Below are 18,956 nucleotides of genomic sequence, written 5' to 3' on the forward strand. Positions count from 1 at the left end.
CGTCCTTGTGATACGGGAATGGGGAGGGGGGGGCGGCCACGGGGCCGCCCGGGCCGTGTCAGTTCGCCGGCTGGACCTGGTTGCCGACCACCGTCTGACCGGACTTCAGACCGATCGGCAGGCTGTCGATATAGGCGTTGGGCTTGTGGCCGTCGTAGCGGATGCCGTCGATGAAATCGCTCGTCGGGGCCTTGTAGCCGTCGCTGTCGAGCGGGAAGTCAGACGCCTTCGCCTTGCCCTCATCGACCAGCATCTTCGCGGCCTTCACGTAGATCTCGGGCTTGTAGACCGACTTCGCGACTTCTTCGTACCAGCTGTCGGGCTTGGTGTCCGGGATCTGGCCCCAGCGGCGCATCTGGGTCAGATACCAGATTGCATCCGAGTAATAGGGATAGGTCGCATAGTAGCGGAAGAACACGTTGAAATCCGGGACCTTGCGCTTGTCGCCCTTCTCGTATTCGAAGGTCCCGGTCATCGAGTTGGCGATCACGCCCGGATCGGCACCGACATATTCCGGTTTCGCCAGGATCTTCACCGCCTCGGCGCGGTTGGCGTCGTCGTTCTCGTCGAGCCAGATCGCGGCGCGGATCAGCGCCTTGGTCACCGCAAGCGTGGTGTTGGGGTATTTCTCGGTGAATTCGGCGGTCATGCCGAACACCTTCTCGGGGTTGTTCTTCCAGATCTCGTCATCGGTGATGACCGGAACGCCGATGCCCTTGGCGACGGCCTGCTGGTTCCACGGCTCGCCCACGCAATAGCCGGAGATGGTGCCCGCCTCGAGCGTCGCCGGCATCTGCGGCGGCGGCGTGACGGAAAGCAGCACATCCGCGCCGATCTGGCCCGAGGTATCCTGCTGCGAGTAGAAGCCCGGCTTCAGCCCGCCCGCGGCCAGCCAGTAGCGCAGTTCGTAATTGTGGGTCGAAACCGGGAACACCATGCCCATGTTGAACGGCTTGCCCGCGGCGCGATACTCGGCCACCACCGGCGCCAGCGCCTTGGCGGAGATCGGATGCTCCGGCTTGCCGTCGTCCCCGAGCGCGATGTTCTTCTTCATCTCGTCCCAGACCGAGTTCGACACGGTGATCGCGTTGCCGTTCAGGTCCATCGAGATCGGGGTGACGATATGCGCCTTGGTACCGTAACCGATGGTCGCGGCAAGCGGCTGGCCCGCCAGCATATGCGCGCCGTCGAGCTGGCCGTCGATCACGCGGTCGAGCAGCACTTTCCAGTTCGCCTGCGGCTCCAGCGTGACGAACAGCCCCTCGTCCTCGAAATAGCCCTTCTCATAGGCCACGGCGAGCGGTGCCATGTCGGTCAGCTTGATGAACCCGAACTTCAGCTGATCCTTCTCGAGGTCCAGCGTCGCGGCGAAGGCCGGCGCGGTCAGCATGGTGGTGGTCGCGATGACCGTCAGCAGTCTGAGCATTCTCTTGTCCCTGTTGGCTATGTGGCGAAGGGGCGAAGGCGAAACGCGAAAAAGCCGCACGACATGAACGCAATCCCACGGAATGGGACTGGATCAGGTCGAGCGGCTGTGCTCGGCGTTCCGCGGCATCGCGGATGAAACTGTCAGGAAGGCCCGGAACGCCATTGCTCCGTTACGCCCAAGCTGCGGCATTCAGGGGGCAGGCGTCAACATCAGCCCGGCATGAGGGATGCGAAAATCGGCATCTGAGCTTCGCCGTTCCACCTGTCGCCCAAATTTTACCGTTTCTTCACGCCTCGGGGTCAAAAATCCAGCCATCGAAGAATGCGTCCGGGGGAAGAATCACCTCTCCGTTCAGACCCGCCACCGTCTGAGGAACGGTGTTCGCGCCCTCGATCCGTGCCGTTTCCGCCGGCAGATCGGCACCCAGATCGGCCAGATTCGCCCGATACAGATCCGTGCGGCAGATCGCCCCCGCCGCCGCGATCGAGCTTGCCCGGTCAAGGCCAAGCCGCCCCGCCAGACGGCTGGCCACCAATGCCGCCTGCGAGGTCCAGGGATAGCCCGCGGCCCCGCCGTGGAAGGTCATGTAGTCGTTCACCCGCCGCAACTCGCCCCGCGGAGAAATGACGACATTGCCCGACAGCGCGCGCTCGATCATCTCGGCCGAGAGGTCGAGATAGGCGCGCTGCGCCAGCAGCTCGACCGCGGTGGTGCGGTTCTCGGGACGGGAAAGCCAGCGCCCGGCCTGCCACAGCGCACGCATCAGCCGCCGGGTCAGCACGGGTTCGGCCTCGGCCCAGTCGTGACGCACAGCAAGCACCTTGTCGGGCGCCCGTGCGCGGATGGCGGAGCCGGGCAACAACAGCTCTCCGACCCCGGTCTCGACCGCGATGGAGCCCCAGGGCGCCCCGACGCAGAAGGCGTCGATCTGATCCTCGGCCATCGCCTCGGCCATCAGGGGCGGCGGCACCGTATGGACATCGAGGTCCTGCGGCGCCCGCAACCCGAGTGAACCGAGCCAGTGATACAGCAGCTCGGCGTGCATCGAATAGGGGAAGGGCACGCCGACGCGCAACCGCCCCTCGGTCGCGGCGATCAGCGCCTCGCCGGCGCGGCGGGCATCGGCGAAATCGAACTCGTAGCCCGCCGCCCGCATCCGCGCCGCCATCCGGCGCGACACGCCGATCGAATTGCCGTTGAGCGACAGCACCATCAGGATATCGAGCCGCGCCCCGATCCCGCCAAGTCCGAGCGCCGCCGCCACCGGCATCGGAAACAGCATATGCGCCGCCTCGATCTGGCCGAGCATCAGCCGGTCGCGCAGCGTCGACCAGCTCGGCGCGGCACGCAGCGTCAGGTCGATCCCCTCTTCCTCGGCGAACCCGATCTCGCGCGCGACGATCAGCGGCGCGGCATCGACGAGCGGGATGAACCCCGCGGAAACCGGCGCGCCGCTCATGTCAGCAGCCCCGCCGCGGTGACGAGGGCCTGCGCCACATCGGCCACCCGCCGCCCCTGATCCATCGCCGTCTTGCGCAACAGCGCATAGGCCGCATCCTCGTCCACGCCCCGCGCCTTCATGATCAGCCCCTTCGCCCGGTCGATCAGTTTGCGCTCCTCCAGCGCGCGGCGCGTAGTCTCCAGCTCGACCCGCATCCGGTGCATCATGTGGAAACGCGTCACCGCCGCATCGAGGATCGAGCCGATCCGCGACGGTTTCAGCCCGTCGACCACATAGGCCGAGATCCCCGCCTCGATCGCCGCCTTGGTCAGGCTGCCGTCCGAACGGTCGACGAACATCGCCACCGGCCGCTCCAGCGGACCCGAGGCCAGCGCCATCTCCTCCAGCATGTCGCGCGACGGGCTCGCCATGTCGACCAGCACGAGGTCCGGATTGCTCTCGGAAATCCGCCGCGCCAGACCGGCGATTTCGGGGATGACCTGAATATCGGAGAACCCGGCATCGCGCAGGCTGTCGACGATGACGCGGGTGCGGTCCCGGTCGGTCTCGATCACGATGATGGACAGCGTTTCAGACATCGCGCGGACCCTCCGGAAGTCCCGAACCGGCATAAGTCCAACCGAAGGCGGAAGAAAGCCGAGACAAGATCCCGCCGGCGCAAACCCCTCCACCATTCCGCAACTGCTGTAAGACAGGGCGTACCGCCCAACAATAAGGCAGACTCGATCCGGGCCTCAGTCGCCCTCGCCCTCGACCCGACCGCGCAGAGCCTTCACCTCGCCACGCACCGTCTTCGCCTTCAGCCGCCGCCGCTGCGAACCGAGCGTCGGCTTCGTCGCCACCCGCCGCTTCGGCGCCACCAGCGCCTGCCGGATCATCTCGACCAGCCGCTCGCGCGCCATCTCGCGGTTGCGCGGCTGGCTGCGGGTCTCCTCGGCACGGATCACGATGGCCCCGTCGAGCGTCCACTTCCGCCCCGCGATCCGGCGCAGCCGCGCCTTCACCGCCGGGCTCAGCGCCGGCGAGCGCTCCGCCTCGAAGCGCAATTCGACCGCGGTCGAGACCTTGTTGACGTTCTGCCCGCCCGGCCCCTGCGCGCGGTTGAACGTCTCGCTCATCTCCCAGTCGGCAATCGAGATCGTCTCGCTGATCCAGAGCATCCCGCCCCTGCTTTCATCTTTCTCCAAATATCCCGGGGGTGAGGGCCGCCAGGCCCGAGGGGGCAGAGCCCCCTCCCCCTTGCGTCTCGGCGGGGCAGAGCCCCCTTCCCCTTGCGCAAACGCCGCGCCTCAGGCCAGCAGCCGCGCCCCGTCCTCGCCCGCGATGCGCAGACGCAGGATCGTCCCTTCGGGCTTCTCCTCGGCGAAATGCACCTCGGTGAAATACTCGGTCCGCCCCGACATCCCGCCCTCGACCAGAACCGAGCGCTCCTGCCCGACCTCGGCGCGCAGATGGCGCGACAGCACCTCCTGGCCCTTGGCACGCAACCGCGCGGCGCGCTCCTTGATCGCGGGCCCGGGCACGCGCGGCATCCGCGCCGCGGGCGTGCCCTGACGCGCCGAATAGGGGAAGACATGCAGGAAGGTCAGCCCGCAATCGTCGACCAGCTTCAGCGAATTCTCGAACATCGCCTCGGTCTCGGTCGGGAAACCGGCGATGATGTCGGCCCCGAACACGATCCCCGGACGCAGCCGGCGCGCCTCTTCGCAGAACCGGATCGCGTCGTCGCGCAGATGGCGCCGCTTCATCCGCTTCAGGATCATGTCGTCGCCCGCCTGCAACGACAGATGCAGATGCGGCATCAGGCGCGGCTCGGTGGCGATCGCCTGCATCAGGTTCTCGTCCGCCTCGATACTGTCGATCGACGAGATCCTCAGCCGCGGCAGATCCGGCACCAGCCGCAGGATCCGCATCGTCAGATCGCCCAGACGCGGTTCGCCGGGCAGATCCTGCCCCCAGGAGGTCAGATCGACCCCGGTCAGCACCACTTCCTGAAATCCCTTGTCGACCAGACGCCTGATCTGCTCGACCACCACCCCCGCCGGAACCGAGCGCGAATTGCCCCGGCCGTAAGGGATGATGCAGAAGGTGCAGCGGTGATCGCAGCCGTTCTGCACCTGCACATAGGCGCGGTGCCGGCCGAAGCCGTCGATCAGATGGCCGGCCGTCTCCTTCACCGACATGATGTCGTCGACCATGACCTTCTCGGTCGCGCCGATGAAATCGGGGGCACGCAGAGATTGCCAGGTCTCGGGCTGCATCTTCTCGTGATTGCCGACGACGCGGGTGACCTCGGGCATGGCGGCGAAGGTCTCGGGCTCGGTCTGGGCGGCGCAGCCGGTGACGATCACCGCCGCGCCGGGGTTCTCGCGCGCCAGACGGCGGATTTCCTGCTTGGCCTTGCGCACCGCCTCGGCGGTCACCGCGCAGGTGTTGACCACGACCGCGCCGTCGAGGCCGGCCTGCTCGGCCAGCTCCTTCATCGCCTCGGTCTCATAGGCGTTCAGCCGGCATCCCAGCGTGGCGAAAACCGGCGCGGTCATGGCGTTTCGGCAGCCCGGGCGAGGAACGCCGCCGGCAGGCGGGATTCGAACACCATCGCCGTCGGCCCGGTCAGCCACACGCCATCCTCGCGCCAGTCGACCTCCAGCCGCCCGCCGTCGACATCGACGATCACATGACGCCCGGTCAGCCCCTTCAGGCAGGCCGCGACCGCCGTCGCGCAGGTGCCCGACCCGCAGGCGAGGGTGACGCCCGCGCCGCGCTCCCACACCCGCATCCGCAGATGATCGGGCGCAGTGAGGCTGGCGAATTCGACATTGGTGCGTTCGGGGAACAGCGGGTGATGCTCGATCCGCGGGCCGATCCCGGTCAGATCGACGGCCTCGGCATCGGGGACGAAGAAGATGCAATGCGGATTGCCCATGCCGACGGCGACGGGATCGCCCTCGATCGGCAGGGCCATCGGATCGGCCAGGACCGGAATCCCGGCCGCCTCGAGAATCGGCGCCCCCATGTTCACCGACACCAGCCCGTCGGCGCGCCGGCGCGCGAACAGGGTGCCGCGCTCGGTCGTCAGGCTCAGGCTGTCGCGGCCGAGCTGGCCCATCATCCAGTCCGACACGCAGCGCGTGGCATTGCCGCAGGCGCCTGCCCTGGAGCCGTCGGAATTCCAGAATTCCAGCGTGAAATCCGCGCTTTCCGAGGGCCGGATCACCGCAAGCTGATCGAATCCCACGCCGCGATGGCGGTCGCCGATCGCCCGCGCCAGCGCAGGCGTCACCGGATCGTCGCCCGAGCGGGCGTCGATCACCACGAAATCGTTGCCGGCCCCGTGCATTTTCATGAAGGGCAGGCCGGAAAGGGCGCTTTGAACGTTCATGTGCCGCATATAATCCAGACGCCTTACCGAATCCAGTCCGCGGGCCGGCCGGCCCTCTTGACCGGCGGGGGTTCGGTCTGTAGAGGTCGCCCCGTGATGAGCCGGTAGCTCAGCCGGTAGAGCAACTGACTTTTAATCAGTAGGTCCTGGGTTCGAACCCCAGCCGGCTCACCACCATCCTTCCCCGACAATTCCGCGTATCCCGAAACCGTTTCGAGCGGGTTGCCCTCGGCCCGTCCGCGCGCCAGTATCGCGCCGCCTTAGCGGAGAGCCCGACATGACCTTCACCCTCGCCACCTGGAACATCAACTCCGTGCGCCTGCGCGAGGGGCTCGTCGCGCGGCTGCTGCGCGACGAGGCGCCCGATGTGCTGTGCCTGCAGGAATGCAAGAGCCCCGTCGACAAGATCCCGACCGAGCAGTTCCGCGCCCTCGGTTACAACTGGATGATCGCCCGCGGCCAGAAGGGCTACAACGGCGTCGCCATCCTGTCGCGCCTGCCGCTGACGGATGCCGGTTCCGTCGATTTCGCCGATCTCGGTCATGCCCGCCACGTGGCCGCGCGGCTTGAGAACGGCGTCACCGTCAATTGCGTCTATGTCCCGGCGGGCGGCGACATCCCCGACCGCGAGCAGAACGAGAAATTCGGCCAGAAGCTCGATTTCCTGACCCAGATGCGCGACAGCTTCCGGGCCGAGAAACCCGCAAAGTCGATCCTCGTCGGCGATCTGAACATCGCACCGCGCGAGGATGACGTGTGGAATCACAAGGCGCTGCTGAAGATCGTCAGCCACACCCCCGTCGAGGTCGACCAGCTGAACGAGACCCGCGAGGCCGGCGGCTGGGTCGACGTGACCCGCGCGAATATCCCCGACGGCAAGCTCTATTCCTGGTGGTCCTATCGCGCGGCGGACTGGGACGCGGCCGACAAGGGCCGGCGGCTGGATCATGTCTGGGCGAGCGCCGACATCGCGGCCTCGGGACAGGGCAGCCGGGTGCTGCGCGATGCCCGCGGCTGGGAACAGCCCTCGGATCACGCGCCGGTCTTCGCGACTTTCGACCTCTGACCCCCTTGGCGGGGCAGCCGGCCGCGCGCATATAGGCACCAAAGTTCTTCGGGAGAGAGACCCATGTTCGGCACCGATACCGCCTCCGCAGCCCCCGCCGCCGACCTCGTGAAAGACGTCAACGAGGCCGACTTCATGAAGGAAGTCATCGACAAGTCGATGACGGTTCCGGTGATCGTCGATTTCTGGGCGACCTGGTGCGGGCCGTGCAAGACCCTCGGGCCGAGCCTCGAAGCCGAGGTCAAGGCCGCGAAGGGCGCGGTCGTTCTGGCCAAGGTCGATGTCGACAAGAACCAGATGATCTCGTCGCAGCTGCGCATCCAGTCGATTCCGACGGTCTATGCCTTCTGGCAGGGCCAGCCGGTCGACGGCTTCCAGGGTGCGGTGCCGCCCTCCGAGGTGAAGCAGTTCGTGCAGAAGCTGGTCGAGCTTGGCGGCGGTGCGGACAACGGCCTTGCCGATGCGCTGATCGCGGCCGAGGAAATGCTGGCCGAGGGCGCTGCGGCCGACGCCGCCGAGACTTTCGCCGCGATCCTCGGCGAGGAGCCGGAGAACGCCGAGGCCTATGGCGGTCTGGTGCGCGCGCATCTGGCCGTCGGCAATCTCGATCAGGCGGAGGCCGTGCTGAACGCCGCCCCGGCGAAGATCGCGACCGCCGCGCCCGTCGAGGCGGCACGCGCCCAGCTCGCCCTCGCCCGTCAGGCCGAGAAGGCCGGCCCCCTCGATCAGCTGCGCCACAAGGTCGAGGCCGATCCCGCCGATCATCAGGCCCGCTTCGATTATGCGACGGCCCTTCACGCCGCCGGTCAGGTCGAGGAAGCCATCGACCAGCTCCTCGAACTGTTCCGCCGCGACCGCGAGTGGAACGAGGGGGCGGCCAAGACCCAGCTGTTCACCATCTTCGACGCGCTGAAGCCCACCGATCCGGTCGCGGTGAAGGGCCGCCGCCGGCTGTCGTCGATGATATTTGCCTGAGCGCGGTCGCGGGCTAGATCATGGTCATGTTGACGCAAGCCGATCTGCCCGCGGAGATCCCGCTGTTCCCGCTGCCCGGCGCACTGCTGCTGCCGCGCGGCAAGCTGCCGCTGCATATCTTTGAACCCCGCTATCGGCGGATGATCGAGGATTGCATGGCGACGCCCGCGCGACTGATCGGGATGATCGGTGAATGTCGCTGCCGCGGCACGGTAAGGTTGTCGCAGATCGGCTGCGCCGGACGGCTGACCGCCTTTTCCGAGACCGAGGACGGTCGTTACATGATCACGCTGACCGGCGTGTCGCGGTTTCGTCTCGGTCGGACGGTCGAGGCGGGAACGACCTATTTGCGGGCGGAGGTCGACTGGCACTGTTTCACCCGCGACCTCGGCCAGCCCGAGAGCGATCCGGCCTTCGACCGCGACAGTTTCATGCCGCTGCTGGCGCAGTATTTCCATGCGCAGGGCCTCGATGCCGAATGGCAGGAGCTGTGCGATTCGGATGACGAATTCCTGGTGAATGCGCTCTCGACGCTGCTGCCGTTCTCGGCCGAGGACAAGCAGGCGCTGTTGGAGGCGCCCTGTCTGCCGACGCGGCGCGAGACGCTGGTGACGCTGCTGGAACTCGGCGCGCGCGGCGGGCCGGGTCTCGATGGCCCGGATCCGGGGGGCCGGAAGCCGGATTGCGGAGGGCGTCCGTGAGCGCCGCCGCCACCTTCGACCGCCGGATGCTGGAGGCGCTGGTCTGCCCGCTGACCCAGGGGCCGTTGCGCTATGATCCCGAGCGGCAAGAGCTGATCTCGGACCGGGCGCATCTGGCCTTCCCGATCCGCGGCGGCATCCCGATCATGATCGAGGACGAGGCCCGGCCGCTGGAGTGAGCCCGGACGAAGGGAAGAGAGGGGGCTCTGCCCCCTCGGGCCTGCGGCCCTCACCCCCGGGATATTTTCGGCGAATCGAAAGGGTCTAGAGAGCGCGTCCGGTCAGCAGGCGCGGTTGCGCGCCGGCAAGGCCCGCCGCCTGGCGCATGAAACCGCGGCGCAGCGGGCCGAGCGCCTGAACCACCCCCATGCCCAGATCACGCAGCGGCCGCAGCACCGGGTTGTCGTTCGAGAACAGCTTGTTGACCGTATCCATGCCAAGCGCGAGCGAGGTCGAATCGAACCGCCGCCAGCCCTGGTAGCGCTCCAGAACGTCGATGGCGCCTATGTCCTCGCCACGGCGGGTGGCGTCGACGAGGATCTCGGCCAGGGCCGCGACATCGCGCAGGCCGAGGTTCAGCCCCTGCCCGGCGATCGGATGCACGCCATGCGCCGCATCGCCGATCAGCGCGATGCGCGGCGCGACATAGGCCTTGGCCAGCGTCAGGTTGAGCGGATAGCTGAAGCGCGGACCGGCAAGTTCGATCCGGCCGAGGAAATCGCCGAAGCGCGGCCGCAGCACGGCGAGGAAATCCTCGTCCGACAGCGCGGCGATGGTGCGGGCACTGGCATCGGGTTCCGACCAGACGATGGAAGAGCGGTTGCCGGTCAGCGGCAGGATGGCAAGCGGGCCGCCCGGCATGAAAAATTGCTGCGCGATGCCGTTGTGGGGCAGCTCATGCGCGATGGCGGCGACGAGCGCGGTCTGCCCGTAGCCCCAGCCCTCGCGCCCGATCCCGGCGCGCTCCGCCGTGCCCGAGCGGCGCCCGTCGGCCCCGACCAGCACCCGCCCCGTCAGGCTGCGCCCGTCGGACAGCGTGACGGTGACGCCGCCTGCCCCGGGCTGCTGCGCGGTGACGCTGGTCTCGGCAATCAGGCTCACCCGCGGATGGACGGCCATCGCCTCGGCCAGGGCACGCGACAGGAACCGGTCCTCGAGCATGTAGCCCACCGGGCTCTGGTCCAGCTCGCGGCTGTCGAAATGCAGAAACAGCGGGCTCGCCCCTTCGCCGGGGCGGCCGTCCGAGGCCTTGACCTCCATCATCGGTTGCGCCTCGGCCGCAAGATCGCGCCACAGGCCGAGCGCGGCCAGGAGCTTTTGCGAGGCGATGGCAAGCGCATAGGCCCGGCCGTCGAACCCTTCGGCGCCTCGCGCGCGCGCGGGTTGCGCGTCGATCACGGTGACGGTCAGACCGGCATCTGCCAGCGCAAGTGCAAGCGCCGGGCCGTTCAGCCCGCCGCCGGCGATCAGGACATCGGAATCGTGTTTCATGGGCCGAATATGCGCCCTCTTGCGGGATTGTCCATCGCGCGCACGGGCTTTGGCCTGCGGCACGATGTGCCAGGCCCGCCGGGCCGGCCACAACCCGCGTGTCAATCCGCCGATCAACCCTTGGCGTGACATGCTTTTTCTGGACGCGGGGTCCGTGCTTCGGTAACCTTCGGGTCAAACGGGGCGAAACGACCCCGAACATGAGGCACAGATGGACACTCCCGAGCGGTTCTCGAACCTGCCCGAATATGCTTTTCCGCGTCTGCGGAAGCTGCTCGATTCGCATCCCGCAGGCGGCGAGACGATCAACCTGACCATCGGCGAACCGAAGCACGCGATGCCGGGCTTCGTGGCCGGGGTGCTGGCCGAAAACATGGCTGGTTTCGGCAAGTATCCGCCGAACGACGGCACGCCCGAGCTGCTCGATGCGATTTCGGGCTGGATCGGGCGGCGCTACAAGGTCGATGTCGGCCCCGAGCGGATCATGCAGCTCAACGGCACGCGCGAGGGGCTGTTCAACGCCGCCATCGCGCTGAGCCCGGAGACCAAGAACGGCCGCAAGCCCGTCGTGCTGATCCCGAACCCGTTCTATCAGGTCTACGCGGTCGCCGCCGTCGAGGTGGGCGCCGAGCCCGTCTTCGTCCCGGCGACCGAGGAAACCGGCTTCCTGCCCGATTACGAGGCGCTGCCGGCCGAGATCCTCGATCGCGTGACCATCGCCTATCTGTGCAGCCCCGCCAATCCGCAGGGCTCTGTCGCGCCGCGCGATTATCTGGCGCGGCTGCTGCATCTGGCGGAAAAGCACGATTTCCGGCTGTTCTCGGACGAGTGCTACGCCGAAATCTACCGCAATGCGCCGCCGCCCGGCGCGCTCGAAGTCGCGGCCGAGGAAGGCATCGACCCCGAGCGCGTGGTGGTGTTCAACTCGCTGTCGAAGCGCTCGAACCTGCCGGGGCTGCGTTCGGGCTTCGTCGCGGGCGGGACCGAGGCGGTGCGTCTGATGCGCCGGCTGCGCTCGTATACCGGGGCGCCGGTGCCGCTGCCGTTGCAGCGCGTGTCGGAACGGGTCTGGTCCGACGAGGCGCATGTCATCGAAAACCGCGCGCTTTACGCCGAGAAATACCGTGACGCCGAGGAGATCTTCTCCGGCGTCAACAGCTTCCGGATGCCCGAGGGCGGCTTCTTCCTGTGGCTGCCGGTCGAGGATGGCGAGGCGGCGGCGCTGAAGCTGTGGACCGAAACCGGGGTGCGCGTCCTGCCGGGTGCCTACCTCGCGCGCGAGGCGGACGGCTTCAACCCCGGCAAGGGATATATCCGGGTGGCTCTGGTCGCCCCAAGAGAAGAAACGCGGCGCGGGCTGATCCAGCTTCGCGACTGCCTCTACACGTAACGAGGATCGGCATGGCATCGTATCAGGCACGGCAGCGAGACCCGCTGCTGGATCAGAATACCCAGGCAGCGCTGGAACGGCGGGGCAAAGAACTGCTGGGCGCGGTTCTGGTGGTTCTGGGGGTGCTGACGGCGATGCTTCTGGGCAGTTACGCGCCCGATGATCCCAGCTGGATGGCGGTTTCCAGTGCCCCGGTGCACAACTGGCTGGGCCGGATCGGGGCGGGGATCGCCTCGCCGATGATCGTGATCGTGGGCAAGGGCGCCTGGCTGGTGCCTTGCGGTCTTGCCGTCTGGGGGATGCGCTTCATCCTTCACATCGGCGAAGAGCGGCTGAGCGGACGCATCGTGTTCTTCCCGATCGCGGTGGCGGTGGCCTCGGTGTTCTCGGCGCTGCTGGTGCCGGGGGCGGAATGGCGTCAGGCCTACGGGCTCGGCGGACATTTCGGCGACATGATCGCGGGATCGTTGCTCGGCATTTCGCCGGTGTCGGGCTCGTTCGGGCTGACGCTGATGTCGGTGGTGCTGTTCTTCGCGATGATCGCGATGACGCTGTTCGTGCTGGGCTTCGAGAAGACCGAACTCGGCACGATGGCGCGGGTCGCGGCGCTGAGCGCGGCAACCCTCTACGACCGGGCGATGAACGCGCTCGGCACAGGCGCGATGGCCTCGGTTCAGGCCGCGCGACAGGCGGCCGAACATGCCCGCCAGCGCCGCGCCGAAGCCGCCCGCCAGGCCGCCGAGCTTGCCGCATGGGAACAGCAGCAGGCCGAATTGCAGCAGCGGGACTGGTCGGTGGACGACGGATATGCGCCGCAGCCGACCCGCTCCGCCTCGCGGGTGCGTCGCGCCCCCGAGCCGATGTCCGACGCCTATGACGACCCCCGCGCCGAGCTGATCGAACCGCAGTGGGACAATGTTTTCGAAGACGACGACACCCCTGCCCCGCCGCCCGAGCGCATCCGCGCCCGCATCGCGCGCGCCGTCCAGACCCGCGCCGAGGCTGTGCCGCCGGCCGCGCCCGCGATGCAGGACAGCTATTACGCCGAACCGCGCACCCCGCTGCGGGCGGAACCGCGCGACAGCCGGGCCGCCGCCGCGCCGGTGGCCCCCACGGCCTCCCCTGTCGCTCCCGCTCCCGCTCCGGTGACGGCGCCAGCTCCGGCCACGCCGGCCTCGGTGCTCGCGGCGGTGGCGGCCCGGCTCTCGCGCGGTGCGCGGGCGGCTGCCGCGCCCGCTCCGGTCGCGCCGCCGCTGCGCCGCGCCGAGCCCCCGCTTCAGGCGCAGCCGCGCTACATGCCGGGCCTTTCGGCACATTCCGGCTTCAGCGCCCCCCGCCCCGCCGCGCCGCCGCGCCCGGCAGAGCCGCTGCGCCCCCGGATGCCGGAACCGCCCGTCATGGCGCCCGAACCTGCTCCCGAGGCGGACCTCTATGAAGCGCCCGGAGATATCGCGCCCGCCGAAGCCGGCTGGACCGCTCCGTCCCGGCGCGAGGTCGTGGCCGCGCCCGAGGAAGACGACTTCGACCGCAACGCCTTCGCCACCCTCGACGAGGACGACGATGACGACGACGCGATTCCGCCGCTGCCGGCACATGCCGGCCTGATCCGTCAGGCCAGCCCGGCCGCAGCACCCGAGCGCCGCGTGATGACCGCGCCGCGCAAGGCCCCTGCCCCCTCGCGGCAGGCCGTGGCCGAGGCGCAGCCCCGGCTGGGCCTTGAGGCCTCGGGCCATCCCGCTTACGAGACCCCGCCGTTGAGCCTTCTCGCCAATCCCACGACGATCGAACGGCACATGCTGTCGGACGAGGCGCTGGAAGAGAACGCGCGGATGCTGGAAAGCGTGCTCGAGGATTACGGCGTGAAGGGCGAGATCGTCTCGGTCCGCCCCGGCCCCGTGGTCACGATGTATGAACTCGAACCCGCGCCGGGTCTGAAGGCCAGCCGGGTGATCGGGCTCGCCGACGACATTGCACGCTCGATGTCGGCGCTGTCGGCGCGTGTTTCGACGGTGCCGGGCCGCTCTGTCATCGGCATCGAGCTGCCGAACGTGCACCGCGAAAAGGTTCTGCTGCGCGAGATCCTCGCCTCGCGCGATTTCGGCGACAGCAACATGCGGTTGCCGCTCGCGCTCGGCAAGGATATCGGCGGGGCGCCGGTGATCGCCAACCTCTCCAAGATGCCGCATCTGCTGATCGCGGGCACCACCGGCTCGGGCAAGTCGGTGGCGATCAACACGATGATCCTGTCGCTGCTTTACAAGCTGTCGCCCGAGGAATGCCGCCTCATCATGGTCGACCCGAAGATGCTGGAACTGTCGGTCTATGATGGCATCCCGCATCTGCTGAGCCCCGTCGTCACCGACCCGAAGAAAGCCGTCGTGGCGCTGAAATGGGTCGTCGGCGAGATGGAAGAGCGCTATCGCAAGATGTCCAAGATGGGCGTGCGCAACATCGAGGGCTACAACGGCCGCGTCCGCGAGGCGCTGTCGAAGAACGAGATGTTCAAGCGCACCGTCCAGACCGGCTTCGACGAGGAAACCGGCGAGCCGGTGTTCGAGACCGAGGAATTCCAGCCGCAGGCCTTCCCCTATATCGTCGTCATCGTCGACGAGATGGCCGATCTGATGATGGTCGCCGGCAAGGAAATCGAGGCCTGCATCCAGCGTCTGGCGCAGATGGCGCGCGCCTCGGGCATCCACCTGATCATGGCGACGCAGCGGCCTTCGGTCGACGTCATCACCGGCACGATCAAGGCGAACTTCCCCACCCGGATCTCGTTCCAGGTGACCTCGAAGATCGACAGCCGCACCATTCTGGGCGAACAGGGCGCCGAGCAGCTTCTGGGCATGGGCGACATGCTTTACATGGGCACCGGCTCGCGCATCACCCGTATCCACGGCCCCTTCGTCAGCGACGAGGAGGTCGAGGAAATCGTCAACCATCTGAAATCCTTCGGGCCGCCGGAATACATGTCGGGCGTGGTCGAGGGGCCGGACGAGGAAATGGCGAGCGACATCGACCAGGTTCTCGGCCTCGGCGGCAACAGCGAAGGCGAGGATGCGCTGTACGATCAGGCGGTGGCGATCGTGGCGCGGGACCGGAAATGCTCGACCTCCTACATCCAGCGCAAGCTGGGCATCGGCTACAACAAGGCCGCGCGGCTGGTCGAGCAGATGGAGGACGAGGGCGTCGTCAGCCCGGCGAACCACGTCGGTAAGCGCGAGATCCTGGTCCCCGAGGCGTAACCCCACCCCGGCCCGATGCCCGGCCCAATGCCCGGAACGTGAAGAAAGCCCCGCCCGAGGTGATCCGGCGGGGCTTTCTGCTCGATCGGCTCTGCGCTATCTTGCGGGCATGAACATGCTTCGTTTCGCGCTCGCGCCCGTCCTTGCCCTGACCCTCGCGGTTCCCGCCTTCGCCGACAAGATCCCGTTGGCGACGCTGTCGGCCTATCTGAACGGGCTGACGACGGCTCAGGCCAAGTTCACCCAGGTGAATTCCGACGGCTCGCTTTCGACCGGGACGATCTACATCCGCCGACCGGGCCGGGTGCGGTTCGAGTATAACACCGACAAGACGCTTGTTCTGGCCTCGGGCGGAACGGTGGCGGTGTTCGACCCGAAGTCGAACCAGCCGCCGCAGCAATACCCGCTGTCTCGCACGCCGCTGAACCTGATCCTGGCGGCGAATGTGGATCTGGGGCGCTCGAACATGGTGGTGGGGCACACCAGCGACGACAAGACCACGACCGTCGTCGCGCAGGACCCGGACCATCCGGATTACGGCTCGATCAGTCTGGTGTTCACCGCCAATCCGACAGAGCTGCGGCAGTGGACCGTGACCGACGACAGCGGATCGAAGACGGTGGTGATCTTGCAGAACCTGCAGACCGGCGTGGACCTGCCGGCGAGCCTGTTCAGCATCGACACCGAGACCCAGAAGCGCCGTCAGTAAACGGCATCTGCGGGCCGGGCCCGCTCAGCCCCGGCAGCTGTTGAGCTGATTGCGATACATGTCGGAGCGCGACTGAACCCGGTTCGCCACGCCCATCAACCAGCCCTTGGCATTGTGCGAGCCGTTCGCATAGCCCTGACGCCCCTCGTGATAGGCCAGATACTGGCTGCGCGCATCCCACTTGGAAATCCCCAGCGAGCGCGACGTGCCGTCCATGTACCAGCCCAGGAAATCCGAGGCGTCCGCGAACTTGTTGCGCCGCGCACTGTAACGGCCGGTGTCGCGCTGATAGTCGCGCCAGGTCGAATCGAGGGCCTGACTGAACCCATAGGCAGAACTTTGCCGCCCCAGCGGAATGATCCCGAGTGCGTAGCGATGCGGCGTCTTGGCATCGCCCACGAACTTCGATTCGGCGTGGAACGTTGCCATCTGAACCGGAACCGGCACGCCCCAGCGCGCTTCAGTCCGACGCATGGCATTGTAATAATCGGGTTTTTCCCGTGCCAGAGCACATGCGTTATCGAGGTTGCGCGGCGCGTGCGACCCGCCACCGCAAGACGCGACCATCAGCAGGATGGCCAGTTTCAGGAACTTGTTCATGACTGCTCTGCCCTCGGGGCGTTGTTTTCGACAGTTTACGAAAAATCCTCCCGCTGTGGAATGGCAAAGCGATGCAGCGGCAACGGTCGGCGCACGGCGGGGCAATGGCCCGGAACGGCGCATATCGCGAAGAGCGCCCGGCCGTCTCGCGTGGAGGACCGTGCAAGGCCGACTCCGCGTGCGGCCCCGGACAAAGCGGCGCCGGCAGCGTCCGGTGAAGCCGCGACGCATTCGCGCCTCACCGGTCATCAGATCCGACACGGCGACGGCTGCGTCCTCTTCCGGAAAATGCCCGCGGCGCGCGATACGACCCGGTTCATTCGGCACGGCGCCATGCGAAGCCAGGAGCCGGCCAGTCAGAAGGCCGCGCAGCCCCCAACAGATCGCGGCCCTCAGCGCCACCGTTTCTGATCCGGCAGATCCCGACGCCCTGAACGGGCCAGATCCGGACCTGGAAGTGCCCCGACGCTCACACGCAACAGACGGGGAAGGAATGCAGGATGGTCACGGGATTGCACGGCACCGTCACCGATTTCAGGCCCACCGGCCTTTGCCGACATCCATTCGTGAATCCGATGCGCCTACCGAAATCCACATCCTGCGCATTTGCCACGATGGATAATCTTCGTCTCCGCAGAGGGCCGCCCCACGATATCCGGGCAAAGGAGTTCCCATAATTACAATGGCCTACGGCACATTTCCCGCCCGATCTTTCGTGTGCCCCCCCTTTCAGCTCAACCCGCGTCATGAAATCGCGAAAGCCGTCCCGGCCTTTCTTCGGTAAAGAGGACACATCCCATCGGAGCGGGCGCGACCCGCAGGTCAAACATCCCGACACCACAACCGGATTTGACCCCGACCAGGGGATTCCGTTCATGCCCCCCGACGATGTTGAAACTTGCAAGAACAAGCCGACGGCGCAAAGCTTCATGCGGCTCCGAACCCATTCCCGTCTGACAGCTGACGCCCCGGGGCTCCACAGCGAATTCAGGCCCGCCGCACGCTCTCGGCTCGCTCCGCGAACCCGACGACCCAACAGCGGTTCTCCGGGCGCTATCCGCCCTGCGTGAGGCACAGACCCGCGCCCGCCGGAGCTCTGTTCTTATCCGATCTCAGCGACTGATTCGGCCCGATGCACCGTCAGAACATATCTGACGTCATCTCTTTATGATCGTCCTCCTCATGATCGTGAAGCGCCCCCCCCGGCCATCGAGCCCACCTTCCGGTGGACGCCTGACGGTTGTCTCCGCCAGACGGTCTGCTGTGGACAGCGAAGCCTCAGCCGGATAGCAAGTCCGGCATGAAAAGTACCGCACCCACGACTTGGGCCAGATACGGCCTCGGACAGGTCGTCCGTCACCGCAAGCACGGGTTTCGCGGAGTCGTCTTCGATGTCGATCCGGTGTTTTCAAATGATGAGGACTGGTATCTTTCCATCCCTGAAGCCGAGCGCCCGGTCAAGGATCAGCCGTTCTATCACCTGCTCGCCTGCACCGATGACAACAGCTATGTCGCTTATGTGTCGGAACAAAACCTTGAGCCAGACGATAGCGGCGAACCAGTCGAGCACCCCGATCTCGCAGATATGTTCGGAGACTTTCACGGCGGCCATTACGACCCCTATGTCGCGCTGAACTGACTCAGACCGTCATATGGAACGTGATGAGGTTGCAGCCGTCTTCACGCCGGTAATGAATTTCCCGCGTCAGATCGCGAATCAGAAAGGTTCCAAACCCTCCCTCCGGCAAGTCCGCCGGAACCGGGCGCGAACATCGCGGCGGGCCGGTCTGAAACAAACCGGCTGGAATCTCGTCTCCCCGGTCCGAAACCGTGCAGAACAGATCTGATTTATCCAGCATCAACGACAACCGGATACGCCCGGCGCACCCTGCGGGATAGCCATGCTCGCCGATATTGTTGAGAATCTCCGCAAGAACGATCTCAACCGAACCGGCGACATCCTCGGGCAGAAGCAGGCGCAGATATCGCGCGGCACTGCACAGAATCGCGCGGATCGCCTCCGGCGTCGCATCGAAGACCCGGCTGTAATAGCCATGCTCCGCACAGGGGCCCGGATGCGCCATGATCGCCTCAGCCCGCATCGCGCCAGCCACCGGACAACCGGTCCGCCAGACTGGACGAGATCCGGAACACCGTGTCCATCCGCGTGAGTCGCATCACCTTGTCGACATTCGGTTGCAGCTCTGCCAGCTCAAGCCGTCCCGGCATGCCCAGAGATTTCAGCACCGCTACGATGGCGCCCAGACCAGAGCTGTCCAGAAACACCACCCGCGACAGATCCAGCACAACCGGACCGCGGTGCCCCGCAGTCAGCCCGCGCATCTGCTCCTTGAAAGGAATCGCCGCGACGGCATCGAGGCGCTCCCCCTCGGGGCGCACGACAAGAACTTCTCCTCGTGTTTCGACATGCAGCTCCAAGCCGATTCTCCCATTGGATGCCCCATCATGGCGGGAAAAAGTTACCAGTCGGTAAGCCATTCCCGGA

At 66.9% G+C, this 18,956-nt stretch carries 18 protein-coding genes and 1 tRNA gene; 9 read left to right on the forward strand and 10 right to left on the reverse strand.

What is annotated here, in order from left to right; all coding sequences use genetic code 11:
- Positions 1-58 precede the first annotated feature (58 nt).
- From CG50_RS03280 to dapF, 6 genes are all read right to left on the reverse strand, one after another.
- The gene (locus CG50_RS03280) at positions 59-1,426 is read right to left on the reverse strand and encodes a CmpA/NrtA family ABC transporter substrate-binding protein (RefSeq protein ID WP_036635212.1); all 1,368 of its coding nucleotides are present in this window, start codon (positions 1,424-1,426) and stop codon (positions 59-61) included.
- Between the two features lie 289 nt (positions 1,427-1,715).
- Complete coding sequence (locus tag CG50_RS03285; RefSeq protein WP_036635214.1) at positions 1,716-2,888, reverse strand: CmpA/NrtA family ABC transporter substrate-binding protein; 1,173 nt, start codon at positions 2,886-2,888, stop codon at positions 1,716-1,718.
- On the reverse strand, positions 2,885-3,469 hold the full coding sequence (locus CG50_RS03290) for an ANTAR domain-containing response regulator (RefSeq protein ID WP_036635217.1): 585 nt from the start codon (positions 3,467-3,469) through the stop codon (positions 2,885-2,887). Before CG50_RS03290 ends, CG50_RS03285 begins: the two co-directional genes overlap by 4 nt.
- A gap of 156 nt (positions 3,470-3,625) precedes the next feature.
- Complete coding sequence (gene arfB, locus CG50_RS03295; protein WP_036635221.1) at positions 3,626-4,051, reverse strand: alternative ribosome rescue aminoacyl-tRNA hydrolase ArfB; 426 nt, start codon at positions 4,049-4,051, stop codon at positions 3,626-3,628.
- A gap of 129 nt (positions 4,052-4,180) precedes the next feature.
- On the reverse strand, positions 4,181-5,434 hold the full coding sequence (mtaB, locus tag CG50_RS03300) for a tRNA (N(6)-L-threonylcarbamoyladenosine(37)-C(2))-methylthiotransferase MtaB (protein ID WP_036635224.1): 1,254 nt from the start codon (positions 5,432-5,434) through the stop codon (positions 4,181-4,183).
- Positions 5,431-6,273 carry a diaminopimelate epimerase gene (dapF, locus tag CG50_RS03305; protein WP_036635840.1) on the reverse strand — a complete coding sequence of 281 codons (843 nt, stop codon included), beginning with the start codon at positions 6,271-6,273 and terminating at the stop codon, positions 5,431-5,433. Before dapF ends, mtaB begins: the two co-directional genes overlap by 4 nt.
- Before the next feature lie 98 nt (positions 6,274-6,371).
- On the opposite strand from dapF, the gene CG50_RS03310 reads away from it, so the two are divergent.
- The 5 genes from CG50_RS03310 to CG50_RS03330 all read left to right on the forward strand — a co-directional run bounded on the left by CG50_RS03310 (position 6,372) and on the right by CG50_RS03330 (position 9,194).
- Positions 6,372-6,447: transfer RNA gene (locus CG50_RS03310), tRNA-Lys, on the forward strand.
- A 103-nt stretch (positions 6,448-6,550) separates the two neighbouring features.
- On the forward strand, positions 6,551-7,339 hold the full coding sequence (locus tag CG50_RS03315; protein ID WP_036635227.1) for an exodeoxyribonuclease III: 789 nt from the start codon (positions 6,551-6,553) through the stop codon (positions 7,337-7,339).
- 63 nt (positions 7,340-7,402) lie between these two features.
- Positions 7,403-8,314 (forward strand): tetratricopeptide repeat protein, encoded by a 912-nt coding sequence (locus CG50_RS03320; RefSeq protein ID WP_036635229.1) that lies wholly within the window; start codon positions 7,403-7,405, stop codon positions 8,312-8,314.
- Positions 8,315-8,340: 26 nt separating this feature from the next.
- Positions 8,341-9,015, forward strand: a complete 675-nt coding sequence (locus tag CG50_RS03325; protein WP_051909521.1) for an LON peptidase substrate-binding domain-containing protein — start codon at positions 8,341-8,343, stop codon at positions 9,013-9,015.
- 26 nt (positions 9,016-9,041) lie between these two features.
- Positions 9,042-9,194 carry a Trm112 family protein gene (locus tag CG50_RS03330; RefSeq protein ID WP_081880285.1) on the forward strand — a complete coding sequence of 51 codons (153 nt, stop codon included), beginning with the start codon at positions 9,042-9,044 and terminating at the stop codon, positions 9,192-9,194.
- 85 nt (positions 9,195-9,279) lie between these two features.
- Here the strand turns inward: CG50_RS03330 and CG50_RS03335 are convergent, their stop codons facing one another.
- Complete coding sequence (locus CG50_RS03335) at positions 9,280-10,506, reverse strand: UbiH/UbiF/VisC/COQ6 family ubiquinone biosynthesis hydroxylase (RefSeq protein ID WP_036635234.1); 1,227 nt, start codon at positions 10,504-10,506, stop codon at positions 9,280-9,282.
- 211 nt (positions 10,507-10,717) lie between these two features.
- Between CG50_RS03335 and CG50_RS03340 the strand changes: the two genes are divergently transcribed.
- The 3 genes from CG50_RS03340 (at position 10,718) to CG50_RS03350 (ending at position 15,850) form a co-directional block, all read left to right on the forward strand.
- Positions 10,718-11,896 (forward strand): aminotransferase class I/II-fold pyridoxal phosphate-dependent enzyme, encoded by a 1,179-nt coding sequence (locus CG50_RS03340; protein ID WP_036635239.1) that lies wholly within the window; start codon positions 10,718-10,720, stop codon positions 11,894-11,896.
- Positions 11,897-11,907: 11 nt separating this feature from the next.
- Positions 11,908-15,141: a DNA translocase FtsK gene (locus tag CG50_RS03345; RefSeq protein ID WP_036635240.1), complete on the forward strand. Its 3,234-nt coding sequence runs from the start codon at positions 11,908-11,910 to the stop codon at positions 15,139-15,141.
- Positions 15,142-15,250: 109 nt separating this feature from the next.
- Positions 15,251-15,850, forward strand: coding sequence for a LolA family protein (locus CG50_RS03350; RefSeq protein ID WP_036635243.1), 600 nt, complete (start codon positions 15,251-15,253; stop codon positions 15,848-15,850).
- A gap of 24 nt (positions 15,851-15,874) precedes the next feature.
- Here the strand turns inward: CG50_RS03350 and CG50_RS03355 are convergent, their stop codons facing one another.
- Positions 15,875-16,450, reverse strand: coding sequence for a transglycosylase SLT domain-containing protein (locus CG50_RS03355; RefSeq protein ID WP_036635245.1), 576 nt, complete (start codon positions 16,448-16,450; stop codon positions 15,875-15,877).
- A 1,300-nt stretch (positions 16,451-17,750) separates the two neighbouring features.
- Here CG50_RS03355 and hspQ point away from each other — a divergent pair.
- A complete protein-coding gene (gene hspQ, locus CG50_RS03360) occupies positions 17,751-18,089 on the forward strand; it encodes a heat shock protein HspQ (RefSeq protein ID WP_036635246.1) in 339 nt (112 codons plus the stop codon).
- Between the two features lies 1 nt (position 18,090).
- On the opposite strand, the gene CG50_RS03365 is transcribed toward hspQ, so the two are convergent.
- Positions 18,091-18,534 (reverse strand): ATP-binding protein, encoded by a 444-nt coding sequence (locus CG50_RS03365; protein ID WP_161785378.1) that lies wholly within the window; start codon positions 18,532-18,534, stop codon positions 18,091-18,093.
- 7 nt (positions 18,535-18,541) lie between these two features.
- A complete protein-coding gene (locus CG50_RS03370) occupies positions 18,542-18,889 on the reverse strand; it encodes an STAS domain-containing protein (protein WP_036635248.1) in 348 nt (115 codons plus the stop codon).
- Between the last annotated feature and the right edge of the window lie 67 nt (positions 18,890-18,956).

This window comes from Paenirhodobacter enshiensis (assembly GCF_000740785.1).
GTDB classification, from domain to species: Bacteria; Pseudomonadota; Alphaproteobacteria; order Rhodobacterales; family Rhodobacteraceae; genus Rhodobacter; species Rhodobacter enshiensis.